The sequence below is a fragment of the Mesorhizobium waimense genome (genome assembly GCF_003601975.1).
GTDB classification, from domain to species: Bacteria; Pseudomonadota; Alphaproteobacteria; order Rhizobiales; family Rhizobiaceae; genus Mesorhizobium; species Mesorhizobium waimense.
Map to the genome: position 1 here is coordinate 73,401 of NZ_QZWZ01000020.1, position 23,314 is coordinate 96,714.

At 64.2% G+C, this 23,314-nt stretch carries 24 protein-coding genes and 2 pseudogenes; 17 read left to right on the plus strand and 9 right to left on the minus strand.

The window, feature by feature from the left end; translation table 11 throughout:
• Nucleotides 1–24 precede the first annotated feature (24 nt).
• From D3227_RS43820 to D3227_RS23700, 3 genes and pseudogenes are all read right to left on the minus strand, one after another.
• Nucleotides 25–723, minus strand: coding sequence for a cupin domain-containing protein (locus D3227_RS43820; protein WP_342634009.1), 699 nt, complete (start codon nucleotides 721–723; stop codon nucleotides 25–27).
• A 264-nt stretch (nucleotides 724–987) separates the two neighbouring features.
• Nucleotides 988–1,380, minus strand: a pseudogene (locus tag D3227_RS43825) (phytanoyl-CoA dioxygenase family protein); the annotation flags it as partial.
• Nucleotides 1,381–1,779: 399 nt separating this feature from the next.
• Complete coding sequence (locus D3227_RS23700) at nucleotides 1,780–2,733, minus strand: LysR substrate-binding domain-containing protein (RefSeq protein ID WP_120016704.1); 954 nt, start codon at nucleotides 2,731–2,733, stop codon at nucleotides 1,780–1,782.
• A gap of 111 nt (nucleotides 2,734–2,844) precedes the next feature.
• Here D3227_RS23700 and D3227_RS41725 point away from each other — a divergent pair, with 111 nt between their 5' ends.
• The 4 genes from D3227_RS41725 to D3227_RS23725 all read left to right on the plus strand — a co-directional run bounded on the left by D3227_RS41725 (nucleotide 2,845) and on the right by D3227_RS23725 (nucleotide 5,493).
• Entirely contained in the window at nucleotides 2,845–3,678 is an 834-nt protein-coding gene (locus tag D3227_RS41725; protein WP_167480813.1) for a hypothetical protein, read from the plus strand.
• Between the two features lie 58 nt (nucleotides 3,679–3,736).
• On the plus strand, nucleotides 3,737–4,684 hold the full coding sequence (locus tag D3227_RS23715) for a DMT family transporter (protein ID WP_120016705.1): 948 nt from the start codon (nucleotides 3,737–3,739) through the stop codon (nucleotides 4,682–4,684).
• Nucleotides 4,677–4,880: a hypothetical protein gene (locus D3227_RS23720; protein ID WP_120016706.1), complete on the plus strand. Its 204-nt coding sequence runs from the start codon at nucleotides 4,677–4,679 to the stop codon at nucleotides 4,878–4,880. The genes D3227_RS23715 and D3227_RS23720 overlap by 8 nt, the downstream gene beginning before the upstream one ends.
• Nucleotides 4,881–5,046: 166 nt before the next feature.
• Nucleotides 5,047–5,493: a Ros/MucR family transcriptional regulator gene (locus tag D3227_RS23725; RefSeq protein WP_120016707.1), complete on the plus strand. Its 447-nt coding sequence runs from the start codon at nucleotides 5,047–5,049 to the stop codon at nucleotides 5,491–5,493.
• An 84-nt stretch (nucleotides 5,494–5,577) separates the two neighbouring features.
• Here D3227_RS23725 and D3227_RS23730 read toward each other — a convergent pair whose 3' ends face one another.
• On the minus strand, nucleotides 5,578–5,778 hold the full coding sequence (locus tag D3227_RS23730; protein WP_120016708.1) for a hypothetical protein: 201 nt from the start codon (nucleotides 5,776–5,778) through the stop codon (nucleotides 5,578–5,580).
• A 344-nt stretch (nucleotides 5,779–6,122) separates the two neighbouring features.
• On the opposite strand from D3227_RS23730, the gene abc-f reads away from it, so the two are divergent.
• From abc-f to D3227_RS23765, 7 genes are all read left to right on the plus strand, one after another.
• The gene (gene abc-f, locus D3227_RS23735; protein WP_120016709.1) at nucleotides 6,123–8,000 is read left to right on the plus strand and encodes a ribosomal protection-like ABC-F family protein; all 1,878 of its coding nucleotides are present in this window, start codon (nucleotides 6,123–6,125) and stop codon (nucleotides 7,998–8,000) included.
• Between the two features lie 62 nt (nucleotides 8,001–8,062).
• Complete coding sequence (locus D3227_RS23740; protein ID WP_120016710.1) at nucleotides 8,063–10,183, plus strand: molybdopterin-containing oxidoreductase family protein; 2,121 nt, start codon at nucleotides 8,063–8,065, stop codon at nucleotides 10,181–10,183.
• A gap of 102 nt (nucleotides 10,184–10,285) precedes the next feature.
• Nucleotides 10,286–11,095 (plus strand): arginase family protein, encoded by an 810-nt coding sequence (locus D3227_RS23745; RefSeq protein ID WP_120016711.1) that lies wholly within the window; start codon nucleotides 10,286–10,288, stop codon nucleotides 11,093–11,095.
• 62 nt (nucleotides 11,096–11,157) lie between these two features.
• Entirely contained in the window at nucleotides 11,158–11,931 is a 774-nt protein-coding gene (gene dapB, locus D3227_RS23750) for a 4-hydroxy-tetrahydrodipicolinate reductase (protein ID WP_120016712.1), read from the plus strand.
• A gap of 174 nt (nucleotides 11,932–12,105) precedes the next feature.
• A complete protein-coding gene (locus D3227_RS23755) occupies nucleotides 12,106–13,119 on the plus strand; it encodes an ABC transporter substrate-binding protein (protein ID WP_120016759.1) in 1,014 nt (337 codons plus the stop codon).
• 159 nt (nucleotides 13,120–13,278) lie between these two features.
• Nucleotides 13,279–14,133 (plus strand): ABC transporter ATP-binding protein, encoded by an 855-nt coding sequence (locus D3227_RS23760; protein ID WP_120016713.1) that lies wholly within the window; start codon nucleotides 13,279–13,281, stop codon nucleotides 14,131–14,133.
• A gap of 13 nt (nucleotides 14,134–14,146) precedes the next feature.
• Entirely contained in the window at nucleotides 14,147–15,025 is an 879-nt protein-coding gene (locus D3227_RS23765; protein ID WP_120016714.1) for an ABC transporter permease, read from the plus strand.
• Between the two features lie 4 nt (nucleotides 15,026–15,029).
• On the opposite strand, the gene D3227_RS23770 is transcribed toward D3227_RS23765, so the two are convergent.
• Both D3227_RS23770 and D3227_RS23775 read right to left on the minus strand, forming a co-directional pair.
• Nucleotides 15,030–16,382 (minus strand): sensor histidine kinase, encoded by a 1,353-nt coding sequence (locus tag D3227_RS23770; RefSeq protein ID WP_120016715.1) that lies wholly within the window; start codon nucleotides 16,380–16,382, stop codon nucleotides 15,030–15,032.
• Nucleotides 16,372–17,040: a response regulator gene (locus D3227_RS23775; protein ID WP_120016716.1), complete on the minus strand. Its 669-nt coding sequence runs from the start codon at nucleotides 17,038–17,040 to the stop codon at nucleotides 16,372–16,374. Before D3227_RS23775 ends, D3227_RS23770 begins: the two co-directional genes overlap by 11 nt.
• 487 nt (nucleotides 17,041–17,527) lie before the next feature.
• On the opposite strand from D3227_RS23775, the gene D3227_RS23780 reads away from it, so the two are divergent.
• The 3 genes and pseudogenes from D3227_RS23780 to D3227_RS44360 form a co-directional block, all read left to right on the plus strand.
• Complete coding sequence (locus tag D3227_RS23780) at nucleotides 17,528–17,761, plus strand: DUF680 domain-containing protein (protein ID WP_120016717.1); 234 nt, start codon at nucleotides 17,528–17,530, stop codon at nucleotides 17,759–17,761.
• A gap of 57 nt (nucleotides 17,762–17,818) precedes the next feature.
• The gene (locus D3227_RS23785) at nucleotides 17,819–18,025 is read left to right on the plus strand and encodes a DUF680 domain-containing protein (protein ID WP_120016718.1); all 207 of its coding nucleotides are present in this window, start codon (nucleotides 17,819–17,821) and stop codon (nucleotides 18,023–18,025) included.
• A gap of 224 nt (nucleotides 18,026–18,249) precedes the next feature.
• Nucleotides 18,250–18,342: pseudogene (locus D3227_RS44360) on the plus strand (DUF680 domain-containing protein); the annotation flags it as partial.
• Between the two features lie 4 nt (nucleotides 18,343–18,346).
• On the opposite strand, the gene D3227_RS23790 reads toward D3227_RS44360, so the two are convergent.
• Genes D3227_RS23790 through purM form a run of 3 tightly spaced genes read right to left on the minus strand, consistent with a single transcriptional unit; the run spans nucleotide 18,347 to nucleotide 20,651 of the window.
• Nucleotides 18,347–18,871 (minus strand): SixA phosphatase family protein, encoded by a 525-nt coding sequence (locus tag D3227_RS23790; RefSeq protein ID WP_120016719.1) that lies wholly within the window; start codon nucleotides 18,869–18,871, stop codon nucleotides 18,347–18,349.
• A gap of 11 nt (nucleotides 18,872–18,882) precedes the next feature.
• On the minus strand, nucleotides 18,883–19,590 hold the full coding sequence (gene purN / locus D3227_RS23795; protein ID WP_120016720.1) for a phosphoribosylglycinamide formyltransferase: 708 nt from the start codon (nucleotides 19,588–19,590) through the stop codon (nucleotides 18,883–18,885).
• Nucleotides 19,587–20,651 carry a phosphoribosylformylglycinamidine cyclo-ligase gene (gene purM / locus D3227_RS23800; RefSeq protein ID WP_120016721.1) on the minus strand — a complete coding sequence of 355 codons (1,065 nt, stop codon included), beginning with the start codon at nucleotides 20,649–20,651 and terminating at the stop codon, nucleotides 19,587–19,589. Before purM ends, purN begins: the two co-directional genes overlap by 4 nt.
• 209 nt (nucleotides 20,652–20,860) lie before the next feature.
• On the opposite strand from purM, the gene D3227_RS23805 reads away from it, so the two are divergent.
• The 3 genes from D3227_RS23805 to hdaA are packed head-to-tail and all read left to right on the plus strand — an operon-like array spanning nucleotide 20,861 to nucleotide 23,296.
• Nucleotides 20,861–21,418: a CDP-alcohol phosphatidyltransferase family protein gene (locus tag D3227_RS23805; RefSeq protein ID WP_120016722.1), complete on the plus strand. Its 558-nt coding sequence runs from the start codon at nucleotides 20,861–20,863 to the stop codon at nucleotides 21,416–21,418.
• Complete coding sequence (locus tag D3227_RS23810) at nucleotides 21,390–22,586, plus strand: AI-2E family transporter (protein ID WP_120016723.1); 1,197 nt, start codon at nucleotides 21,390–21,392, stop codon at nucleotides 22,584–22,586. The genes D3227_RS23805 and D3227_RS23810 overlap by 29 nt, the downstream gene beginning before the upstream one ends.
• A 5-nt stretch (nucleotides 22,587–22,591) precedes the next feature.
• On the plus strand, nucleotides 22,592–23,296 hold the full coding sequence (gene hdaA / locus D3227_RS23815) for a DnaA regulatory inactivator HdaA (RefSeq protein ID WP_120016724.1): 705 nt from the start codon (nucleotides 22,592–22,594) through the stop codon (nucleotides 23,294–23,296).
• Nucleotides 23,297–23,314: the final 18 nt, after the last annotated feature.

Below are 23,314 nucleotides of genomic sequence, written 5' to 3' on the forward strand. Positions count from 1 at the left end.
ACTGCTCTTCCATCGGCAAGATCTTCACCGCCCCAGCAGATTTCGGCCGGCGTGGATCAGGGCGGACCAGCGCGATGCGGCCTTGTCCAGTTCGAAGACGAGGTAACGCGCGGGTTCGGCGCCGATGGACTTCAACCCATGCACTGCACGGGCAGGGTGATAAAGCAGTGCGGGAGCCGAAATCGTCTTGCCCAGCGTTTCAATCGCACCGGAAAACACGACGATGGCCACGTCGTAGCGGTCGGCGTGGGGCGCATAGCCGACGCCAGGCGCCACGATCGAGACATGACAGTGCAGGCGATCGAGCCATCTGGTCCTCGTGTTGAGGAGTGTTCCGCGATTGCGGTTGCCGGGATCCGCCGCGGCAAACAGCGTGTCTGAGGCTCGCACGAAGGCCATCTTCGACGCGTCGTCCGGTGCATGGCCTCGCTGGTTGCGCCATTTCAGCATCGTGTAGAGCACCGGTCCGTCGCTGGCGTTGACCAGCGTGTGCGGCTGCAAGGCGGGGTAATAGGCGAAATCGCCGGCGTTCATTGTCTCGCGCCGAACGCTCTCAGAGCCGACATCGTCGGCGGTCATCAACTCGGCTTGCCCTGAAACGACGATGAGGATCTCTTCTTCCACATGGATGTGCAGCGGATGAGGCGAGGCGCCGGGCGCAAGTACTGATGAATGCGCGTCCATGAATTCGATCTTTGCCGTGCGGCCGCGAAAGTGCGGCATCGAGGCGAAATGTGCCACCGGCTTGGCCGGCAATTCAGGCAGATCGAACGCAGCGTTCGGTATCGCGGCAATCCGGCGCGTGCCTGGTGGCCTGGCGATCTGGTTGACGCCGATCGGCGAGCGGCCGGAAACCACCAGCACCGGCGGCCTTGGCTCCGTCTTGAACCGGAACGGCCTATCGAAGGCTTCAGCCGGACGGTCGGCTCGGGCATATTGCAACAGCAAGGCGACGCGTGTGGTCGCGAATGGGTTATGCGAGCCGTGCCAGGCCCTGCCATCGAAGACCAGTGCGGCACCGTCGGAAACCTCGGGCTGAACGATCGTCGCGTCTTGAGCAAAAGTCCGCGCCGCATCGAGCACAGCCGCATCGGAATTTTCCGCCGCGTTGATGCCAAGCGTGGCTTTGATCTCCTGAACAGTGGCGCCATAGCGGTGCGAACCCCTGACGAACTTAAGGCCCGACGCGGAATTTGTGTTCTCCAGGCCCAGCCACACGGTCAGGAAGCCGCCGTCGGCCGAGCACGATTCGACATCGCAGTGAAACGGATGCTCCGTGTCCGGACGCCTGATCACGAGATGCGCGGCCCACAGGATGATGTCTTCGCCGAGGACCGGACGTACCAGCTGGAGGATGCGCGGGTCGCTGGCGATCTTGTAGTAGTGACGGTTGGCGACGGCGGACGCTTTGCTTCACACCTTTTCTTCTGGCGTTCCTTGATCAGCCTGGGAAGAAGCCGGGCACATTCTTTGCGGCTCAGGACCGGAAAACGGGCCAGCGAAACCGTCGCGCTCGATGTCGTCGATCATCAATCAGCTCTCTTCAGGTGAACCCAATCGGAACCGATTGCCTGAAGCCGAGAGTACGGCAAGCGCGCATTGCAAGACAAGTACACAGAAGAAGGCCGGCGCTGCTTGGGAGGAAGCTGAAAGCGCCGGCCAAGCGGGAAATCAGGCCCGCCGCACGCACAACGATAGCTGAGTCTTTCCCTTGCGTCATTGTACGATTGCGTACGGATGCCTAACCGTTGCAAACGGGCATCGCGAGAATGGAACAATTTACTGCTGGCGTTCGCCGCTCATCTCGATGTCCAGCTGGCGTTGCGTCAGTGCCGCTTCGGCGATCACCCATTGCTTGAACAGCACCACCTTGCGTGCCGCCAGCGCCGTGTCGGGGCTGACGAAATACCAGCCGGCGGTATTGGGATGGTGTACCGCGAACGGCGCCACCAGCCGCTCGGCGCGGATGTCGCTGGCCATATAGGCGCGGTTGGCCACCGCAAAGCCCATGCCGGCATTGGCCGCCTCGTAGGACATCATGCAGGAATCGAAATAGATGCTTTTGGTCTCGCCGAGCACGAAGCTGGCACCGGCAAAGCCCAGCCACGACTGCCAGTTCTGGGTGCAGGTGTCGGAATGCAGCAGCGTGAAATGCTGCAAATCCTCCGGCGTCACCTTGGACAAGGGCTTGTCGCCGAGGATTTCGTGGAACAGCTTGCGGCTGCATACCGGCGTCAGATCCTCCTTGAACAGAAGATCTGCCTTCAGGTCGGGGAAGTGGCCGTCGCCATAGCGGATTTCGAGGTCGAAATCCGACGCCGCGAACTCATGCGTGGCATACGAGGTCGAGACCCGCATCTCGATATCAGGATATTGCTGCTGGAACGACGGCAGGCGCGGAAACAGCCAGCGTGCCGCGAAGGTCGGCAGCACCGAAATCTTCAGCACATGCGCCTGCGACTGTCCGGTCGCCTCCATGCTTGCCGCCACGATCCGCTCCAAAGCTTCGCGTACGCGCGACACATAGGTCTCGCCCTCAGGTGTCAGTGACACGGCATTGCCGCCACGCTGGAAGATCTTGAAGCGGAGCTGGTCCTCGAGGCTCTTGACGCGTTGGCTGACTGCGGAGGCGGTGATGAACTGCTCTTCGCCGGCGCGTGTGAAATTTCGGTGCCTCGCGGCACTCTCCACGATTTTCAGCGAATTGAGGTTGACCTGACTGAGCAGACGCACGGTTTCGACCTTAAGCTGGGCTTAGGGTAGCACCAGCATTCCTAATTTTACAGGGGGTGCTAATTTAATTGACTGTCGTTCAAGTGTTGTCCCCAATCCTGGAGAAGTACAATGAACGCACATACCATCCCGGAATTGCGCTATGCGATGAGCCGTGAAGCCATCATCGGCCACGAGACGGCCTGGAAAGTGTCTAGTTTCGGCGTCGCGCAGTATCGTCACGGTTACGACCCGGTGCTGCTTGCCGCCATCGAGGAGGCCGCGCTGAAGCTCAAGGCCAGCCACGCCGTGCACAAGCACCTCGACCTCACCTTCATCACTGGCGCCGACCGCTTCATCCCCGAAATCAAGGAATTGCTGCACGACAAACTGCGCCTGGAGCGGCTCTCCGACATGATGGGCACCAAGCTGGAACCCTATCCGCTGTCGATCGTCGGCTCGACCGTCACCTTCATGAATCCCCGGGATGGCGCCGTCGATTGGCATTGCGACGGCGTCCCGGTCACCGAGCTGATTCCGCTGTCGATCAGCGATCCGCTGGTCGGCGGCCATCTCGAAATCTATTGCGATGATAGCGAGACAGGCCGCGCCATCCTCGAATCCGGCCGCGAGATCCCGCGCAACCGCGTCATGCGCATCGACCACAAGATGAGCTACGCCACGCTCGGCCAGTTCCTCGGCGTGCTCCACCGCACAGCGCCCATCCAGCTCGGCGAGCGCGTCACGCTGGTGCTCAACCAGCGCTCGGTGTCCAAGCCCTATGTCGACGACAACCGCATGTTCTACCTCGCCGCCGATAATGACCGGGATCGCGAATGGGTCAACGAGCTGGCCGAGGATGTGTGGACCAACCAGTTGCCGGCCTACCGGCGCCACGAGGAGGAACGCCCCGTGCCGCAGCCGGTCGATGCGGCTGTGCCGGGCGGAGCACGGGAATCATGGTAAGCAAGCCAAGGGCGGGAACCGGTTTTTGCTGAGCTGACCTTCGATTTCGGAGCAGATCATGGTCAAACAAGAGGATAGGCTCCTGTACCGATCCGCTCTGGGCGGGTCGGGGTCGAGATTCGCGCTGGTCTTCGCCACCGGCGCGGTCGCGCTGTGGGCGACCAATGCACTGGTCGGCAAATCCCTGCTCGCAAGCCACCCTGTGTCGCAGGTGCAGTTCCTGCAATTTATTGGTGCCGCCCTGGTCTTTGCCTTGATCCGGCTGATCGGCCGGGATGGCGGCAGGCGACGGATGCCGCAAGATGGCGGGGCGGGGGTGAGTGCTGCTCTGGTGCCGTTCGCCGTCGGCATCATCGGCCTTGTCGGCACCATGGTCCTGCAATATGTCGCCTTCGCTTCGATGCCGGTCATCGAGGCCAATCTTGTCGCCTACACCTGGCCGCTGATGGTCGCGGCGGCGATTATCGTGCTCGACAGGCCGCGGCGTCCGGCGCTGCTCGGCTTCACCGCCGCGCTCGGCTTCGTCGGCGTTGCGATGGTGATTTCGGGCGGGCGTGAGCAGTCGTGGTTCCAGGGCAATCTCGCCGGCTATCTCGCCGCCTTCGGGTCGGCGCTGTGCATGGCCTTCTATTCGATCGTCGTTGGCCGTCTTGCTACGTCGCCCGATCGCCTCCTGCTGCCTTCGGCGCTGGTCGGCGTGGCGCTGACATTCCTGTGGTGCGTCCATGACGGTGTTGCCTGGGATTTCGGACCATACCTATTGGCCGGGCTCTATCTCGGCGCCGGCCCGATGGGCCTCGGTTACTATTTCTGGTCGAGGGCGCTAAAGTTTGACCAGGGCGGCAAGGTCGCGGTCGTCGCCTATCTCACGCCGATCGCCTCGACCCTATTGCTGACGCTCTCGGGCGAAAGGCTGACGATGACGGCCATTGCCGGCGCCGTCCTCGTCATCGGCAGTTGCATTGCGGTGGGCATCGAAGGTTCGGAGGCCGAAAACCATGCTTGACGAGGATGAACGCCGCGCCAGACAGGAAGCGCACTGGCTGGTCAAGGAGTTTGGCGCCGAGGCGCCTATCTATGCCGCAATGAAGGCAGAAAAGGCGATTGAGCAAAAGGATTTCGGTCGTTGCGCCCGCTGGAAGCGTATTCTCGAGATTTTGTCCGATTCCGTACACTCAAAGTCGACCGCTTCCAAGTATTAGAATTTCTAATTTGCGCCGCCGCAGGCGGCCATTAAAATATCCAACCGTACTGAGTCTGTATGGGTTACTTATTTTTGACGGTCCGTTGGGGAACGCGGTCAAATCGATACATCGAAAGATGTATCCAACAGAGATGGCGACTTGATCGCCAGCAGAGGGAAAAAAATTGCACAATATCGATGACAGGACAGCAATCGAACTCACCGCCGACATTGTCTCGGCCTATGTCGGCAACAATCCGCTTCCGGCCGCCGGCCTGCCGGATCTGATCGCCAGTGTCAGCGCCTCGGTGCGCAAGCTGGCCGCCGCCAGCTCCGTCAAGGAGAGCGTGGCGCTGACGCCGGCCGTCAATCCGAAGCGGTCGGTATTTCCGGACTACATCGTCTGCCTTGAGGACGGAAAGAAGTTCAAGTCGCTGAAGCGGCACCTGAGCACCGACCACGGACTGACGCCGGACGAATATCGTGCCAAATGGGGCTTGGCGCCCGACTATCCGATGGTGGCGCCCAGCTATTCGGCGACCCGCTCGGCACTGGCGAAGTCTTCCGGTCTCGGCCGCAAGCCTGCCGCGTCCGCGCCGGCCAAGCCGGCGAAGCGCAAGGCCAAGAGCTGATCGCGGACTGCATAAAAGACTTGAAGCGCGCCGCGTGAATCCATTTCAATGCGACGCGCTTTGACGCGTTTTAACGTTGCCCTGTCAGTTTCGGGGTTCCGGCGGCGCCTTTGCGCCCTTCCGTTTCGGATCTTGCGCGTTCGCCAGATTGTCGGCTTCGACCGCCGTCATCTCGAGAAAATAGACCAGCATGTGATAGCGCGTGCGCGAAAGCATCTTCGCCAATTTCCGGGTGATGTCGGCGACATATCTGAGCGCACGCAGATCGTTCGCTGCCTCGTCCATGATGGGCTCCTGACCAGGTAAATTCTTCTTGGCGCCCAAGTCGAATCGAGGCGCAATCGCAAGGTCACAGCATCGGCGCAAAAATTGAAATCAATTCTTCAAAAAAATATCATGGCCGGAGCAAAAGATTTTCTGGTCCTTGCGCATCCGAAGCGCACGCACAGCGCTAGTATATGTTGGGGTTGAACTTCAAGTTGTCTGTCGTGTCGATGTTTTGCTCGGCAACGAGGGTCGGCCGATTCGAGTGATGCAGTCTGGCCGTCCGACGTCGACGGCGAGGCCTATTCGGCCAACCCAGCCGCAAGCTCTTGCGAAGCGCCGGTGTCCCGTGCAAAAGCGCGGCCATGCTTGTTATCAATGACCTTTCGCTCCGCATGGCCGGACGCCTGCTTCTCGACCACGCTTCGCTGACCTTGCCGGCCGGCACCAAGGCCGGGCTTGTCGGCCGCAACGGCACCGGCAAGACGACGCTGTTCAAGGCCATCACCGGCGATTTCCCCTCCGAGACCGGTTCGATAAGCCTGCCGAAGAACACCCGCATCGGCCAGGTGGCGCAGGAAGCGCCGGGCACCGAGGAGCCGCTGATCGAGATCGTGCTCAAGGCCGATGCCGAACGCAACGCTCTGCTCGAAGAGGAAAAGACGGCGACCGATCCGCACCGCATCGCCGACATCCACATGCGGCTGGCGGACATCGATGCCCATTCGGCCGAGTCCCGCGCGGCCACCATCCTTGCCGGCCTCGGTTTTGACGACGCGGCGCAGCGCCGCCCGGCCTCGTCCTTCTCCGGCGGCTGGCGCATGCGCGTCGCATTGGCAGCCGTGCTGTTTTCCGAGCCCGACCTTTTGCTGCTCGACGAGCCGACCAACTATCTCGACCTTGAAGGCACGCTGTGGCTGGAGAACTACGTCTCCAAATATCCGCACACCGTGCTGCTGATCTCGCACGACCGCGACCTGCTGAACCGCGCCGTCAATTCGATCGTCCATCTCGACCAGAAGAAGCTGACCTTCTGGCGCGGCGGCTACGACCAGTTCGAGCGCCAATACGCCGAGCAGCGCGAGTTGCAGGAGAAGGGCCGCGTCAAGCAGGAAGCCGCGCGCAAGCATATGGAATCCTTCGTCGAGCGCTTCCGCGCCAAAGCTTCCAAGGCCAGGCAGGCGCAGTCGCGCATCAAGGCGCTGGAGAAGATGAAGCCGATCGCGGCGATCGTGAACGACACGGTGCGGCCGTTCTCCTTCCCCGAGCCGGTCAAGACGGTGGCTTCGCCGATCATCGCGCTGAGCAGCGTCAATGTCGGCTATACCGAGGGCCAGCCGATCCTGAAGAAGATGACGCTGCGCATCGATGCCGATGACCGCATCGCCCTGCTCGGCGCCAACGGTAACGGCAAGTCGACCTTCGCCAAGCTCTTGTCGGGCCGCCTGAAGCAGGAGACCGGCACCATGACGGTAGCGCCCGGGCTGAAAGTGGCGATCTTCGCCCAGCACCAGCTCGATGATCTGCGCCCCGAGGAAAACGCCTATGAGCATGTCCGCCGGCTGATGCCGGAAGCGCCGGAATCGAAGGTGCGCGGTCGCGTCGCCCGGTTCGGCCTGACCACCGAGAAGATGAACACCGCCGCCAAGGATCTTTCGGGCGGCGAGAAGGCGCGGCTGCTGATGGGCCTGTCGGCTTTCGAGGGACCGAACCTGTTCATCCTCGACGAGCCGACCAACCATCTCGACATCGACAGCCGTGAATCGCTGATCCATGCGCTGAATGAGTTTCCCGGCGCCGTCATCCTGATCTCGCACGACCGCCATCTGCTGGAAGCGACGGCCGACCGGCTGTGGCTGGTCAAGGACGGCGCGGTCAACCCGTATGACGGCGACCTCGAGGACTACAAGACGCTGGTGACCGGCGTGTCCGGCGATCGCCGTGAGCGGCGCGAAGCAGACAAAGCCTCCAAGGCCGACCGCCGCCGCGAGGCGGCCCAGCGCCGCGCCGCCTTCGAGCCGCTGGCCAAGGAAATCCGCGCCACCGAAGCGCTGATGGACCGCATCCGCAAGCGCATGGACCTGATCGAGGACGAGCTCGCCAATCCGGCGATCTACGAGAAGGATCCTTCGACCGCGACGCGGCTGGCCAAGGAACGCTCGCAACTCGCCCAGACGCTCGCCGGCCACGAAGAGAAATGGCTGATCATGTCGGCGGAGTATGAGGAAGGCACGGCGGAGTAGGGGAGAAGGGAAAGCCCCATGTGGCCCTACACGCCGCCCTCGCAACCGGCTAGTTTGCCCCCATGAACCAGCACGCCAAGCTCCGCATCGGCCATTCGGCCTGTCCGCATGATTGCCCGTCGACCTGTGCGCTCGAGGTCGAACTGCTCGACGAAAAACGCATCGGCCGCGTCCACGGCGCCAAGGCCAATACGTACACATCAGGCGTGATCTGCGCCAAGGTCGCCCGCTATGCCGACCGCGTCCATCACCCCGATCGCCTGCTGAAGCCGCTGGTGCGGGCCGGCGCCAAGGGCGAGGGGGCCTGGAAGGAAGCGAGCTGGGAAGCAGCCCTCGACCTTGTCGCCGAGAAGTTCATCGCGGCCGAGGAAAAGCACGGTTCGGAGACAGTGTGGCCCTATTACTATGCCGGCACGATGGGGCTGGTGCAGCGCGATGGCATCGACCGGCTGCGCCACGCGAAAAAGTATTCCGGCTTCTTCGGCTCGATCTGCACCAACCTGGCCTGGACCGGCTGGATGATGGGGGCGGGTGCCCTGCGCGGGCCTGACCCGCGCGAGATGGCGAAGTCCGACTGCGTGGTGATCTGGGGCACCAATGCTGTGGTGACCCAAGTCAATGTCATGACCCACGCCATCAAGGCGCGCAAGGAACGCGGTGCGAAGATCGTCGTCATCGACGTCTATGAGAACGCGACCATGAAGCAGGCCGATCTCGGCCTGGTGCTGAAGCCCGGCACCGATGGCGCGCTGGCCTGCGCGGTCATGCATGTGCTGTTCCGGGATGGCATGGCCGATCGCGCCTATCTGGAAAAATACACCGACGATCCGCGTGGGCTGGAAGAGCATCTAAAGGAGCGCACGCCGGAATGGGCGGCTTCGATCACCGGGCTCGACGTGGCCGAGATCGAGGCCTTCGCCCGCCTCGTCGGCACGACGAAGAAGACTTACTTTCGCCTCGGCTACGGCTTTGCGCGCCAGCGCAACGGCGCGGTCAATATGCATGCGGCGTCTTGCATCGCCGCCGTCACCGGCTGCTGGCAGTATGAAGGCGGCGGCGCCTTCCATTCCAATTCCGGCATCTTCAAGCTGAACCAGGACGTGCTTGAAGGCACTGCGATGCGCGACCCCAACGTCCGCTATCTCGACCATTCGCGCATCGGCCCGGTCCTGACCGGAGCGGCGGATGCGCTCAATGGCGGGCCGCCGGTGACGGCGCTGCTGATCCAGAACACCAATCCGGTGAATGTCGCGCCCGAGCAGCGGCTGGTGAAGCAAGGCTTCCTGCGCGGCGACCTTTTCTCCTGCGTGCACGAGCAGTTCATGACCGACACGGCAAAGCTTGCCGATGTCGTGCTGCCGGCGACGATGTTTCTGGAACATGACGACGTCTACAAAGGCGGCGGCAACCAGCACATCACGCTCGGCCCCAAGCTGATCGACCCGCCGGAAGGGCCGCGCACCAACCACTTCGTCATCGAGGAACTTGGCAAGCGCCTCGGCGTCGCCGGCCGACCGGGTTTTGGCCTCACCGAAAGGCAGCATATCGACATCATCCTCGGCAAGCGTGGGCTCGGCAGCTTCGACAGCCTGAAAGAGCAGAAATGGGTCGACCTGCAGCCGAATTTCGAGGCCGCGCATTTCATCAATGGTTTTGGCCATCCGGATGGAAAATTTCGCTTCCACGCCGACTGGACCGGGCAGGCGGCGCCCAACCGGCCGCCGAAAAGCATGGGCCTGTTCGGCCCGGTGGAGCGGCTGCCGGAATTCCCCGATCATGTCGACCTGATCGAGGTGGCGGACGAGGCTCATCCGTTCCGGCTGACGACCTCGCCGGCGCGCAATTTTCTCAACTCGACCTTTGCCGAGACGCCGGTGTCGAAGGCCAAGGAGGGCAGGCCGGAACTGCTTTTGCACCCCGACGACGCAGCCGCTCTCGGGCTCGCCAACGGTAGCCGCGTCGAGGTCGGCAACCAGCGCGGCGAAATGGTCCTGCATGCCAAGCTGTTCGACGGCATCAAGCGCGGCGTGGTGATCGCCGAAGGCATCTGGCCGAACAGCGCGCATGAGCGCGGCGAGGGTATCAACGTGCTGACCGGCGCTGATGCGCCGGCGCCCTATGGCGGTGCGGCGCTGCACGACAACAAGGTCTGGCTGCGCAAGGCGGAAGAGCTGGGCGCCTAGCGGTGGCTTCCAGATTTGGCATCTGGCCCAAGTGCCTGCCGTCGCGGCTGCCAGCTCCCGCGTCTATAGAGGCTCCCCTCAGCTGAGACGAGGGAGGATGCCATGACGGGGATTTCGCTTCTGGGAATACCGCATGACGAGAATTCGTCCTATCTGCGCAGCGCCGCTGAGGCGCCGGCGCTGATTAGGCGCGAATTGCAAAGCGACGCCCACAGCTCGTGGAGCGAAACCGGCTTCGATTTGACGGATCGCTTCGTCGAACATGGCGACATCGACTTCGCAGGCGCCGGCGACCCGTGGGAGCGGATCGAAAACGAGGTCGGCCACGCGCTGGATGCCGGCCATCCGCTGATCAGCCTCGGTGGCGACCATGCGATCGCCTGGCCGGTTCTGCGCGCCGTGCGCCGGCGCCATCCCAGCCTGACAATCGTCCAGATCGACGCCCACCCCGACATCTATCCTGCCTATCAGGACAATTTGCGCTCGCACACCTCGTCCTTCGCCCGCATCATGGAGGAGCGGCTCGCCGACCGGCTGATCCAGATCGGCCTGCGCACCCTCAATGACCAACTTCGCGACCAGCTTGAGCGTTTCGGCGTCGAGGTGATCGAGGCGCGCCATGTCAGCGAGGGCTTGCGGCTTAACCTCAAGACGCCCGTCTACATCTCGGTGGATCTCGACGGTCTCGATCCGGCCTTTGCGCCCGGCGTCTCCCACCGCGAGCCCGGTGGGCTGTCGACCCGCCAGGTGATCAGCCTCATCCAGGGCATCGACCAACGAATCGTCGCCGCGGATGTCGTCGAATACAATTCAAGCCAGGATGTCTCCAACCTGACGGCACTAGTTGCCGCTAAGCTGGTAAAAGAGATCGCCGGCATGATGCTGAAGACCAAGGGCGCAACTGCGGGCTGAATCAATTTGGCAAGGCGGCGTGCTAGACGATTGTTCCGTCTCGCATTTCAACAGGAAACGCCATGCCACCCCTCAGGATAGCCATCGCCGGCGCGCTCGGCCGCATGGGCCTGCAGATGGCGGTGGCCGTCGAGGCAGATCCGCGGCTGGCGCTGGCCGCACGGTTCCATCGGCCCGGCGCCGCCGGCGAGGGGCTGGTCAGCCGCGACGAGGCCCTCGCCTCTGCTGACGTGGTCATCGACTTCACCACGCCGGCCGCATCCGCTGAACTCGCAGAAGCCTGCGCGGTGCGTGGCGGGCTGGCGCTGGTGATTGGTTCGACCGGCTTCGACGACAGGGAACTCGCCGCCATCGCCGCTGCCGCCAAAACCATCGCCATCGTGCGCTCCGGCAGTTACTCGCTCGGGCTCAACATGCTGACCGGGCTGGTCGAGCAGGCGTCCCGCGCGCTCGATCCCGGCGACTGCGACATCGAGATCCTGGAGGCCCACCATCGCCACAAGGTCGACGCGCCGTCGGGGACGGCGCTGATGCTTGGCGAGGCCGCCGCCAAAGGGCGCGGCGTCGAGCTGGAGGCGGTGGCAAGGCGCGTCCGCGATGGCATCACCGGCGCCCGATCGCAAGGCGAGATCGGCTTCGCCGTGGTGCGCGGCGGCAGCATCGTCGGCGAGCACAGCGTCAGCTTCCTGGCCGACGGTGAGGTGCTGACGCTGGCGCATTCGGCGCAGGACCGCTCGATGTTCGCGCGCGGCGCCATCGCCGCAGCGCTCTGGGTCGCGGGGCGTCCGCCCGGTGAATACGACATGCGTGACGTGCTCGGGTTCAACGCCTCGTGATGAGCAATCCTGGCTGATTTCGATTACTCCGGTCATAAGACGGCTGAAAGCCAGCTGAAAGCTTGGCCATGCCATGATGGGGCTGCGGTGTTCGCCGCATGGCCGGTCCTGGTGGCCGGCGAGGAGGAAATGCGGTGCCGCTTGTTGGCGCGCCGCCCAGGTGGAGGAAGTTTCGTGACCGGTTTCATCTCGAAGTGCGCCTTGCGTTCAGCGGCGCTGGCATTGGCCATCGCAGCCACGGGTGCCACGGCGGCATCGGCGGCCGACAAGATCACCATCATCGTCGGCGGCATGGAAAAGCAGATCTATCTGCCGGCCGTGCTCGCCCAGCAGCTTGGCTACTTCAAGGACCAGGGGCTCGATGTCGAGCTGGTCAACTCGCGTGCCGGCGTCGAGGCCGAAAATGAATTGCTGGCCGGCGCCGTGCAGGGCGTGGTCGGCTTCTACGACCACACCGTCGACCTGCAGTCGAAGGGCAAATACATCCAGTCGATCGTTCAGTTCAGCCAGGCGCCGGGCGAGGTCGAGCTGGTTTCCGCCAAGCACCCCGAGATCAAGTCGCCGGCCGACTTCAAGGGCGCCACGCTCGGCGTCACCGGCCTTGGCTCCTCGACCGATTTCCTCAGCCAGTATCTTGCCGTTCGCAACGGGCTGAAGCCCGGCGATTACACGCTGCTGCCGGTCGGCGCTGGCAACACCTTCATCGCCGCCGTCAAGCAGGACCAGATCCAGGCCGGCATGACCACCGAGCCGACCATCGCGCAACTGCTGAAGACCGGCGAGGCCAGCGTCCTGGTCGATATGCGTACCCCAGAAAAGACCAAGGAGGCGCTGGGCGGGCCTTATCCGGCGGCGTCCTTCTACGTCCAGTCCGCCTGGCTCGAGGACCACAAGGACGAGGCACAGAAGCTTGCCAACGCCTTCGTCAAGACGATGAAGTTCATCGCCACCCATTCGGCCGAGGAGATCGCCGACAAGATGCCGAAAGACTACTACGCCGGCAACAGGGACCTATACGTACAGGGGCTGGCCGGCGGCAAGGCGATGTTCACGCCGGACGGCCGCATGCCGGCCGATGGCCCGCCGACCGTGCTCAAGGTGCTCTCGACCTTCTCCAAGAGCCTGCAGGGCAAGCAGATCGACCTGTCGAAGACCTACACGACGGCGTTCGTCGACGCCGCCAAGTAGCGTCGCACCGACGGGCATCAGTTTCCGTATCGCCCGTTGAAGAACAAGGGCTTGCGCCGCTCGCTTGAATCAAACCGGCAGCGCAGCCCATTGCCAGAACACCAGGAGACCCGCGGCTGCGCTGTGGGCTCACTTGCCCCATTGCGACAGGAGTGTGCCATGCAACTGCAACCCATGGCGGCCGAGAGACTGTCTCAGGCCGCGCCGCCGGCTAACGCCGCGATCGCCATCGACGATGTGACGTTGCGCTTCGTCACGCCCGACGGCCACATGATGACGGCGATCCGCGACTTCACCATGACGGTGGCGCACGGCGAATTCGCCTGCGTCGTCGGGCCGACCGGCTGCGGCAAGTCGACGACGCTCAACCTTGTCACCGGCCTGCTCAGGCCGACCACCGGCGCTGTCCGTGTCATGGGCAATCCCGTCACCGACATCAGCCGCGACATCGGCTTCGTCTTCCAGGCCGATGCGCTGTTTCCGTGGCGCAGCGTCATCGACAATGTCGCCGCCGGTCCGCTCTACCGCGGCACGCCGAAGGCTGAGGCCTATGAGCGGGCGCGCGACTGGATCGGCCGCGTCGGCCTGGGGCGCTTCGAAAAGCATTATCCGCACCAGCTCTCCGGCGGCATGCGCAAGCGCGTCGCGCTCGCCCAGACCTTCATCAACCAGCCCAAGATCCTGTTGATGGACGAGCCGTTCAGCGCACTCGACATGCAGACCCGCACAGCCATGCAGGACGAATTGCTGGGCCTGTGGTCGGAGCAGAAATCCTCCGTCGTCTTCGTCACCCACGACCTCGAGGAGGCGGTGGCGCTGGCCGACAAGGTCTATGTGCTGACGGCGGGACCGGGCACGGTCAAGAGCGTCTACCGCATCGACCTGCCGCGCCCGCGCGTCATGGCCGACATCCGCTACGACCCGAAATTCGTCGAGATCGCCAAGGTGATCTGGAACGATTTGCGCGAGGAAGTGCAACTCGGCCAGAGCCGCACTCTGCAGACCGGCCATTGAGAGGAGACCCGCCATGACCGCCATCTCTCCCACCGCTGACCATGCTGCCGTCCGCGACGCCTCCATCGCAATTGCCGAAAGCCGGGCGAGGGCGCGGTTGCGCCACCGCCATGCGATGGTCATCGGCCTGCGCCTGGCGATCCTCATCGTCTTCCTCGGCCTGTGGGAACTCGGCGCCGACTACAATTTCATCGACCCGTTCTTCTTCGCCAGCCCGTCCGGCATCTGGCAGCAGATCTGGTCGTGGATCACCGAAGGCACCTCGCAAGGCCCGCTCTGGCTGCAGATCTATGTGACGCTGGAGGAGACCTTCCTCGGCTTCGTCATCGGCGCCCTTGGCGGCATCGCCGCCGGCATCATCCTTGGTCGCAACCGGCTGCTTGCCGATGTCTTTTCGATCTACATCAAGATCGCCAACTCGGTGCCGCGCGTCGTGCTCGGCTCGGTGTTCATCATCGCGCTCGGCCTCGGCATGGCCTCCAAGGTGGCGCTGGCGGTGGTGATGGTGTTCTTCGTCGTCTTCGCCAATGCCTTCCAGGGCGTGCGCGAGGCCGACAGGGCGATGATCGCCAATGCCCAGATATTAGGCGCCTCGCCGTTCCAGATCACCACCAGCGTCATCATCCCGTCGGCGATGAGCTGGATCCTGGCCAGCCTGCATGTCAGCTTCGGCTTCGCTTTGGTCGGCGCCGTGGTCGGCGAATTCCTGGGCGCCAAGCAGGGTATGGGTCTGCTGATCTCGACCGCGCAGGGCGCCTTCAATGCCAATGGCGTCTTTGCCGCCATGATCATCCTGGCGGTGATGGCGCTGGTGGTGGAATTCATCATCACCCGCTTCGAGAACTATCTCGTCAAATGGCGGCCGGCACCTTTCAACGAGCAGGGGGCCTGATTGATCAGGCCAAAGGCAGCCGCACCTCGACCACCAGGCCGCCAGCCACGCCATCCGTAAGGGTGACGCGGCCGCCGGCATTTTCGACCACCTCGCGCACTATGGCGAGGCCGAGCCCGCTGCCTTCCTCGGTCGCGGCGGCGAGGCGGTAGAAGCGCTCGAAGACATGCTCGCGCTCGTCCGCCGGGATGCCGGGCCCGTCGTCGGCGACCGTCAGCACGGCTTCGCCGTCGATGGCGGCCAGCCTGACGGTGACGGTGCCGCCGGCCGGCGTGTAGCGCAACGCATTGTCGACAAGGTTGACGATCATCTCGCGCAGCATCGTGCCGTCACCGACCACCGTTACCGGCCCGGTTTCGTCGAGGCCGAGGTCGATAGTACGCGCGATCGCCGCCGGCGCCTGCGTCTCCAGCACATGGCGGGCGGCCTCGGTCAGGTCGATGCGATCGGCGCGTGGCCGCCGGCTGCCGGGCTCCGCCCGCGACAGGGTGAGCAGCTGTTCGGCCAGCCGCGCCAGCCGGCCGGAACTGGCCTGCAGCGCCACCAGCGCCTCCTGGCGGGCATCGGCAGCACTTTCGCGCAGCGCGTAGCTCGCCTGCGTCGACAACAGCGCCAGCGGCGTGCGCAACTGGTGCGCGGCGTTCGCAATGAAGCGGTGCTGTGCCGCCATCTGCGCCCGTACCCGCTCCATATAGACGTTGAGTGCATCGATTAGCGGCCGGATCTCGCTCTGTGCCCCAGCGACTTCGATCGGATCGAGGTCGCTGCGGCTTGGCGAGCGCACGGCGTCGCGCAGCCGGATCAGCGGCGCCAGGCCGCGGCTAAGGCCGAGCAGCACGAAGATGCCGGCAATCGCCACCAGCGCCAGCTGCTGGGCAAAAGCGCTGAACCACAAATGCCGCACTATGGCGTCATGTCCGGCCAGCGTGACGCCGACGGTGACGGAGATCGGCGAGTCCACGCCGGCGCCAACCACCGCATGGCTGAACGTCAGCAGCCGCAGCTCGTGGTCGCGATAGACCGCTTCCATGCTGGGTCGCCCTGGCGCCACGGGCAGGTCGGGATAGCCGGTCAAGAGCCGTCCGCCGGCAGTCTCGACACGATAGTAGACGCTGTCGCGATCGCCGGTGTCGAACATCTCGATCGCCGCCGGCGGCACCGTGGCGTCGAGCACGCCGTCGACGATGGAGACCTGCTCGGCAATCGCGCGGGCCGACCCTACCAGCATGCGATCCGTGACTAGGTCCGCGGTCGCCAGCGCGCTGCGGTGGCTGGTCCACAAATTGATGGTGGCGAGCCCTGCAAGCGGCAGCACCACCCAGGCAAGTAGCTGCAGACGGAGGCTTCTAACTGGCATCGCGCAGCAGGTAACCGAGGCCACGCAGAGTGGCGATCTGGACCCGCGATCCTTCGAGCTTCTTGCGCAGTCGATGCACATAGATCTCGATAGCGCTGGGGTCGGCATCGGTTTCGAAGTCGAAGATCGCCGACGACAGCGCCGCCTTGCTCACCGTGCGTCCTGCCTTGACCACAAGCTGCTCCAGCACCGCATGCTCGCGCGGCGTCAGCGCCAGTGTCTCGCCGGCCAGCGAAAACAGCCGCGTGTTGGTGTCGAAGACGAGATCGCCACAGGCGACGACGGGTGCTGTCCGATCGTTGACGCGCCGCAGCTGCACGCGGATGCGAGCCTCCAGTTCCTCGATCTGGAACGGCTTGGCCAGATAGTCGTCGGCGCCTTCGTTGAGGCCCTTGACGCGGCCGTCGAGGCTGGCGTTTGCGGTCAGCACGATGACCGGCACACGGTTGCCGCGCGCCCGCAGCATGCGCAGCACCTCCATCCCGCCCATGCGCGGCAGCGCAAGGTCGAGAATGACAAGCGCATGGTCGCCGGCGGCCAAAGCATGCTCGACATCCTCGCCATCATGCACGACATCGACGACATAGTTCGCCTGGCGCAAGGTCTTGCCCAGCCAATCGGCCAGTTCGCGATTGTCTTCGACAAGCAGCAGCCGCATTTTCTATCGCTGTTCAGGAATGCTGCCGCCGGGTCCCATCGGATGTTTCCGACGAGCGCGGCCCGGCAGCGTCCGATTGGATGCCCGTGACAACGGATAATATCGATCCGCGCGCAAGGCAAACTCCAAGCTGGCAAACTTTATCGCTGGCCTGCAGGTGGCGAAACTCCCGGCAGTTGGCATAAACCGAACCGTTCGGTTCGATTTACGTTGACGCACCGTGCACGACGGTGTGAACGCCGGCTCGGAAAATCTTGGGCGCTGGTCCGAGGTGTATTCGCCTAACCACATGATATCGCTTGGAAAGATTATGGCGCAGGAAGCCTCCAGCCAGATTTCAAGCGCCATTTCAGAGGTTCTTCGGGCACATCTTCGTGACTGGAAATGGCAATAACACAGACCCATCTCGGGGTGGTCCGAGCGACGCGAATTCCTCCCAAGGCACGCCACTTGACGGACAGAACAGTGAACTACTGGAGTACATGAAATGACCAAGATCGCTCTTACAGCCGCCGCTATCCTCGTTGCCACGGGCAGCGCCTTCGCCGGCAGCGACCACTATGGTTCGAACAACGTCCACCAGCCGGCCGTTACCGCGCCTGCCGACAATCTGGACCACAGCTTCACGGCTTCGATCCGCAAGCCGGTCGAGCACCAAGGCTTCAAGTTGACGCCCGATTCGGCCCAGCCGGAATCCGGCCAGGGCATCTGGGGCCGCTAATCCGGCTCCGTTCCCCGAACCATCAACCATCAAACATTGAAATCAGGAGTATTTGACATGACCAAGATCGCTCTTACCGCTGCCGCCATCCTCGTAGCCACGGGCACCGCCTTCGCCGGCAGCGACAATTACGGCTCGGCCAACGCCAACCAGCCGGCCGCTTCGGTCGACAGCACCGTTACCGCTTCGATCAAGAAGTCGGATGCGTCGGTTCAGAAGCCGGTGACCCAGGGCGCCGACCGCAACCTGTTCGGCAATCGCTGAACGGTTCGGTCCTCGAAAGACCTCAAAGCGGCGGGCTTGTCCCGCCGCTCTGTTTTTGTGCCGCCGGCTATCGAGTCCGCCCTCGGCTGGGGAAGGCTGGATCAACTGGCCATCACAAAGCGGTGATGGCTGTAACGACGCTCCAGATGGCGGCGAAAGGGAAGCAATGGGCCGAGGGTACTCGAGCCTGATTACCCCACAACTCGAAACCAGGAGTATTTGACATGAAAAAGATCGCTCCTACCGTCGCCGTCATCCTCGTTGCCACCGGCGCCGCTTTCGCTGGCAGCGAAAACTATGGCTCGAACAACGCCAACGCGGCTAGCTCAATTCCTTCGGCCTGATGCAATGCGTCAGCCGGCCACTGCCGAAGGTGAGGTCAGCCCAGTCGCCGTCGACGTCAAAACGGGCCAGCGCCGCGGTCGGGAATTTCTCTTCGAGCTTTTTCAGCGCCCCGGCATCCGATCCGTCGCCGGCAAGCTGGCGTGCGAACTCTTCCAGCCCGGGATTGTGGCCAAGCACCAGCAGGCTGCCCGCCTTCGCCTTTGCCTGCCGCACCTTGGCCAGAATGTCCGCCGCGGTGGCTTCGTAGAGCGCCAGGGCAAAATCCGCCGGCACTTTTTTTGGCAGTTCCGCCGAGACCAGCCGCCAGGTGTCGCGGGTGCGCAGCGCCGACGAGACCAGCGCCAGATCCGGCAGCCAGCCGCGCCGGGCCAATTCGCGCCCCATCAGCGGCGCCGTCTTCAACCCGCGCGGTCCGAGTGGCCGGTCGAAATCGGCGAGCTTGGGGTCGTCCCAACTCGACTTGGCGTGTCGTAGTACAAGCAGTTGCCTCGTTGTCGCCATGCCAGCCTCTCTTACGGCGTGATCCGCGCCAGCTGCTCGAGATCGCGCTCTTCGCGCAGCGGGTCCGGCGCCATCACCACGGAGGTGCCGTTCTCCGCGTCGTCGGCGAAGTGGGCGAGCACGGTGTGGCCCTTCTCCATGCGCGCCTTGCCTTCGGCGACCAGCCCCAGCGCCAGCGGATAGAGCCGGTGCTCGGCCTTCAGCACGCGCGCGGCCAGCGTATCCTCATTGTCGCCGACCATGACCGGCACCGCCGCCTGGGCGATGATCGGGCCGTCATCCATGTCTTGCGTGACGAAATGCACGGTGCAGCCATGGATGCGCATGCCGGCACGCAGCGCGCGCGCATGCGTGTCCAGCCCCTTGAAGGCCGGCAGCAGAGCAGGGTGGATGTTGACCATCCGCCCCAGCCATTTCTCGACGAAGCGCGCGCCGAGGATGCGCATATAGCCGGCAAGAGCCACGATCTCGGCGCCGAATCCGACAAGCGCGGCGTCGATCGCCCCGTCATGGGCTTCCTTGCTGGCATAGTCGGCGCGCACGATGACCTTGGTCGGGATGCCCCGCGCGGCGGCTATGGCGAGGCCGGCGGCGTTTGCCCGATCGGAAATCACGCCGACGATCTCGGCCGGATAGGTGGGGTCCGCTGCCGCGGCGATCAGCGCCGTCATGTTGGAGCCGCGCCCCGAAATCAGCACCACGGTGCGTTTCTTGCTCATAGGCCGATCGAGCCCCGATAGAGGACGCCGGCGTCGCGGCGCGGCACGATGCGGCCGATCGGCGTCACCGTCTCGCCGGCCTCCTGCAGAACGGCGGCCACCTGCGCCGCCTGGCCGGAGGCGACGGCGAGGATCATGCCGATGCCACAATTGAAGGTGCGCATCATCTCTTCCGGCGCCACGCCGCCGGTCTTGGCCAGCCACGAGAACACCGCCGGCACCTCGATGGCCTCGAGGTCGAGTTCGGCGGAAAAATCCTTGGGCAGCACGCGCGGGATGTTCTCGGGGAAGCCGCCGCCGGTGATGTGCGCCAGCGCCTTGATGCCATGCGTGTTGCGGATCGCCTTGAGGATCGACTTGACGTAGATGCGGGTCGGCTCGAGCAGCGCCTCGGTCAGCGTCGACTCGTCGTTGAACGGCGCCGGATCGCTCCAGGCAAGACCGCTGACGCCGATGATGCGCCGCACCAGCGAGAAGCCGTTGGAGTGCAGGCCGGAGGAGGCGAGGCCTAACAGCACGTCGCCCTCGACGATGTCGTCGGTCGGCAGCAACTGGCCGCGTTCGGCGGCACCCACGGCAAAGCCGGCAAGGTCGTAGTCGCTGCCGTGATACATGCCGGGCATTTCCGCCGTCTCGCCGCCGATCAGCGCGCAGCCGGCCTGCCGGCAGCCCTCGGCAATGCCGCCGACGATCGCGGCACCCTGGTCTGGGTCGAGCTTGCCGGTGGCGAAATAGTCGAGGAAGAACAGCGGCTCCGCACCCTGCACGACGATGTCGTTGACGCACATGGCGACAAGGTCGATGCCGATCGTGTCGTGTTTTCCCGCATCGATGGCGATCTTCAGCTTGGTGCCGACGCCATCATTGGCGGCGACCAGCACCGGATCGGTGAAGCCGGCTGCCTTGAGGTCGAACAGGCCGCCAAAACCGCCGATCTCGCCATCGGCGCCCGGCCGGCGCGTCGCCCGCACCAGCGGCTTGATCTTCTCGACCATCAGATTGCCGGCATCGATGTCGACGCCCGCCTCGGCATAGGTGAGCCCGTTCTTGCGCTTGCTCATACTCTTTCCCTGCTTTCCCGGGCTCTTCGCATGAACGGTTTCCGTCCGCAAGGATAACGGCAAAATGGTGGGCTTTTGCCCCCGATAAAAACGGGGATGGCCGGCGAAGCTGCTGATCTCCCCCACGAGGGGAGTTTGGCAGTTTCTCCCTTGCACCCATCCCCCATCTCCATCATCTATCTCTCAACAAGACACGACGGGACATCGCCTTGACCATCCCCAACATGATCACGATCATGCGCTTTGTGCTGGTGCCCGCCGTGGTGTTGGCCATGTTGCAGGCGCACTGGGGCTGGGCTTTTGCCGGCTTCCTCGTCGCCGGCATTTCCGACGGGGTCGACGGTTTCATCGCCCGCCGCTACAACCAGCATTCCGAGCTAGGCGCCTATCTCGACCCGATGGCCGACAAGGTTCTGCTGGTCTCGGTGTTCGTGGTCATGGGCTTCATCGGCGAGCTGCCGCTGTGGCTCGTCGTCACCATGGTCTCGCGCGATGCGCTGATCATCTGCGCCGTGCTGTTGTCGACCGTGATGGCGCATCCGGTCGAGATGAAGCCGCTCTTCGTTTCGAAGGCCAACACCGCCGTCCAGATCGTGCTGGCGGCGGTGGTGCTGGGCGAGCTTGCGTTCGACATCCATCTCGACCCGCTGCGGCCCGCGCTCATATTGATGTCCGGGGTCTTGACCGTGGCTTCCGCCGCGGCCTATCTCGTGGGCTGGCTGAGGCATATGAGCGGCTATGGCGAAGGCTCCACACCGGGCACCTGATCAAGGATCGATCGAAGCGGCCGCCGAGGCCGCGGCGGCCGGCGAAGCTGCGTCTCTGGCGTTCCGCCGCCAGATCTTTTTCTGGCTGGCCACCGCCGTGCTCCTGGCGCTGTTCCTCTATGTCTTCTCCAGCATCCTTCTGCCGTTCGTCGCCGGCATGGTGCTAGCCTATTTCCTCGATCCGGTCGCCGACCGGCTGCAGCGCATCGGCCTCTCCCGGCTGATGGCGACGATCGTCATCCTGATTGCCTTCATCGTCACTCTGGTGCTGGCTTTTGTCATCCTGGTTCCGGTGCTGGCCACGCAGATGGCCGATTTCGCCGGCAAGCTGCCGGAGTATCTGACCCGGCTGCAGGGCCTGATCACCAGCTTCGACCCAAAATGGCTGGAACAGAAATTCGGCGTCAACGCCAATAGCCTGCGCGACGGGCTGAACTCGCTGCTCACCTCCGGCTTCGGGCTGTTGACCACCGTCTTCACCTCGATCTGGAGCTCGGGCGTGGCGCTGGTCTCGGTGGTCAGCCTGTTCGTGGTCACGCCCGTGGTCGCCTTCTACATGCTGCTCGACTGGGACCGCATGGTGGCGATCGTCGACAGCTGGGTGCCGCGCGACTATGTCCAGACGGTCAGGACGATCGCCAGGGACATCAACACCGCCACCGCCGGCTTCGTGCGCGGCCAGGGCACGCTCTGCCTGGTGCTGGGCGCCATGTACGCCACCGGCCTGACGCTGACAGGCCTCAATTTCGGCATCCTGATCGGCCTGTTTTCCGGGCTGATCTCTTTCATCCCCTATGTCGGTTCGCTGACCGGGCTGGTGCTGGCCGTCGGCGTTGCCTTCGTTCAGTTCTGGCCCGACTGGACCATGGTGGCGGCGGTAGCCGCCGTGTTCTTCGTCGGCCAGTTCATCGAGGGCAACATCCTGCAGCCGCGGCTGGTCGGCAAGAGCGTCGGCCTGCATCCGGTGTGGCTGATGTTCGCGCTGTTTGCCTTCGGCGCGCTGTTCGGCTTCGTCGGCCTGCTGATCGCCGTGCCGGCTTCGGCCGCCGTCGCCGTGCTGGTGCGCTTCGCGATTGCCCGCTATCTCGAATCGCCGCTTTACAAGGGCCATGCCACCGAACCCGTCCCGCCGCTGCCGGCCAACCGCCGCAGGGGACCGCGTGGCTGAGCCTGATGGCTGACCAGAAAGCCGACCCGCCGCGCCAGCTGCCGCTCGATCTCGGCCACGGCACCGGCTATTCGCGCGATGAGCTCGTCGTCTCGGGCACCAACAGCCAGGCAGCAGCGCTGATCGACCGCTGGCCCGACTGGCCTTCGCCGGTGGTGGTGCTGGCCGGCCCGGCGGGCTCGGGCAAGACGCATCTGGCCACGATCTGGCAGGCTCGTGCCGGCGCAGTCAGGGTCGATGCCGAGCGCATCGAAGACTGCATCGCCGGCCTCGGCGAAAGGCCGGCGCTGATCGACGATGTCGACAAGGCACGGATCGACGAGGCCGGCCTGTTCCACCTCATCAACGCCGTGCGCGGCGCCGGCTCGACCCTGCTGTTGACGGCGCGACGTTTTCCCCTGGCCTGGGGTGTGGCGCTGCCCGACCTCGTCTCGCGGCTGAAGGCGGCGGCAACCGTCGAGATCGACGAGCCCGACGACCTGCTTCTCGCCGGCGTCATCACCAAGCTGTTCGCCGACCGCCAGGTCGAGGTTGAGCCGCATGTCGTGCAATATCTGGTGCGCCGCATCGAGCGCTCGCTGGCGACCGCCATGCGCGTCGTCGAACGGCTCGACCGCATAGCGCTGGAGCGCAAGACGCCGATCACCCGCGCGCTCGCCGCCGAGACCGTCAGCGCCATGGACCAAGGGCAGGGCGAGTTCGAGATTTAGAGCGAGGAGAAGGCCGTC

Bases quoted from the DNA above. Each gene is read 5' to 3' on its own strand.
- D3227_RS43820 (WP_342634009.1), bottom strand. From the start codon at position 723: ATGCCGCACTTTCGCGGCCGCACGGCAAAGATCGAATTCATGGACGCG.
- D3227_RS41725 (WP_167480813.1), top strand. From the start codon at position 2,845: ATGAACGCACATACCATCCCGGAATTGCGCTATGCGATGAGCCGTGAA.
- D3227_RS23715 (WP_120016705.1), top strand. From the start codon at position 3,737: ATGGTCAAACAAGAGGATAGGCTCCTGTACCGATCCGCTCTGGGCGGG.
- D3227_RS23720 (WP_120016706.1), top strand. From the start codon at position 4,677: ATGCTTGACGAGGATGAACGCCGCGCCAGACAGGAAGCGCACTGGCTG.
- D3227_RS23730 (WP_120016708.1), bottom strand. From the start codon at position 5,778: ATGGACGAGGCAGCGAACGATCTGCGTGCGCTCAGATATGTCGCCGAC.
- abc-f (WP_120016709.1), top strand. From the start codon at position 6,123: ATGCTTGTTATCAATGACCTTTCGCTCCGCATGGCCGGACGCCTGCTT.
- D3227_RS23740 (WP_120016710.1), top strand. From the start codon at position 8,063: ATGAACCAGCACGCCAAGCTCCGCATCGGCCATTCGGCCTGTCCGCAT.
- D3227_RS23745 (WP_120016711.1), top strand. From the start codon at position 10,286: ATGACGGGGATTTCGCTTCTGGGAATACCGCATGACGAGAATTCGTCC.
- dapB (WP_120016712.1), top strand. From the start codon at position 11,158: ATGCCACCCCTCAGGATAGCCATCGCCGGCGCGCTCGGCCGCATGGGC.
- D3227_RS23760 (WP_120016713.1), top strand. From the start codon at position 13,279: ATGCAACTGCAACCCATGGCGGCCGAGAGACTGTCTCAGGCCGCGCCG.
- D3227_RS23765 (WP_120016714.1), top strand. From the start codon at position 14,147: ATGACCGCCATCTCTCCCACCGCTGACCATGCTGCCGTCCGCGACGCC.
- D3227_RS23770 (WP_120016715.1), bottom strand. From the start codon at position 16,382: ATGCCAGTTAGAAGCCTCCGTCTGCAGCTACTTGCCTGGGTGGTGCTG.
- D3227_RS23775 (WP_120016716.1), bottom strand. From the start codon at position 17,040: ATGCGGCTGCTGCTTGTCGAAGACAATCGCGAACTGGCCGATTGGCTG.
- D3227_RS23780 (WP_120016717.1), top strand. From the start codon at position 17,528: ATGACCAAGATCGCTCTTACAGCCGCCGCTATCCTCGTTGCCACGGGC.
- D3227_RS23785 (WP_120016718.1), top strand. From the start codon at position 17,819: ATGACCAAGATCGCTCTTACCGCTGCCGCCATCCTCGTAGCCACGGGC.
- D3227_RS23790 (WP_120016719.1), bottom strand. From the start codon at position 18,871: ATGGCGACAACGAGGCAACTGCTTGTACTACGACACGCCAAGTCGAGT.
- purN (WP_120016720.1), bottom strand. From the start codon at position 19,590: ATGAGCAAGAAACGCACCGTGGTGCTGATTTCGGGGCGCGGCTCCAAC.
- purM (WP_120016721.1), bottom strand. From the start codon at position 20,651: ATGAGCAAGCGCAAGAACGGGCTCACCTATGCCGAGGCGGGCGTCGAC.
- D3227_RS23810 (WP_120016723.1), top strand. From the start codon at position 21,390: ATGGCGAAGGCTCCACACCGGGCACCTGATCAAGGATCGATCGAAGCG.
- hdaA (WP_120016724.1), top strand. From the start codon at position 22,592: ATGGCTGACCAGAAAGCCGACCCGCCGCGCCAGCTGCCGCTCGATCTC.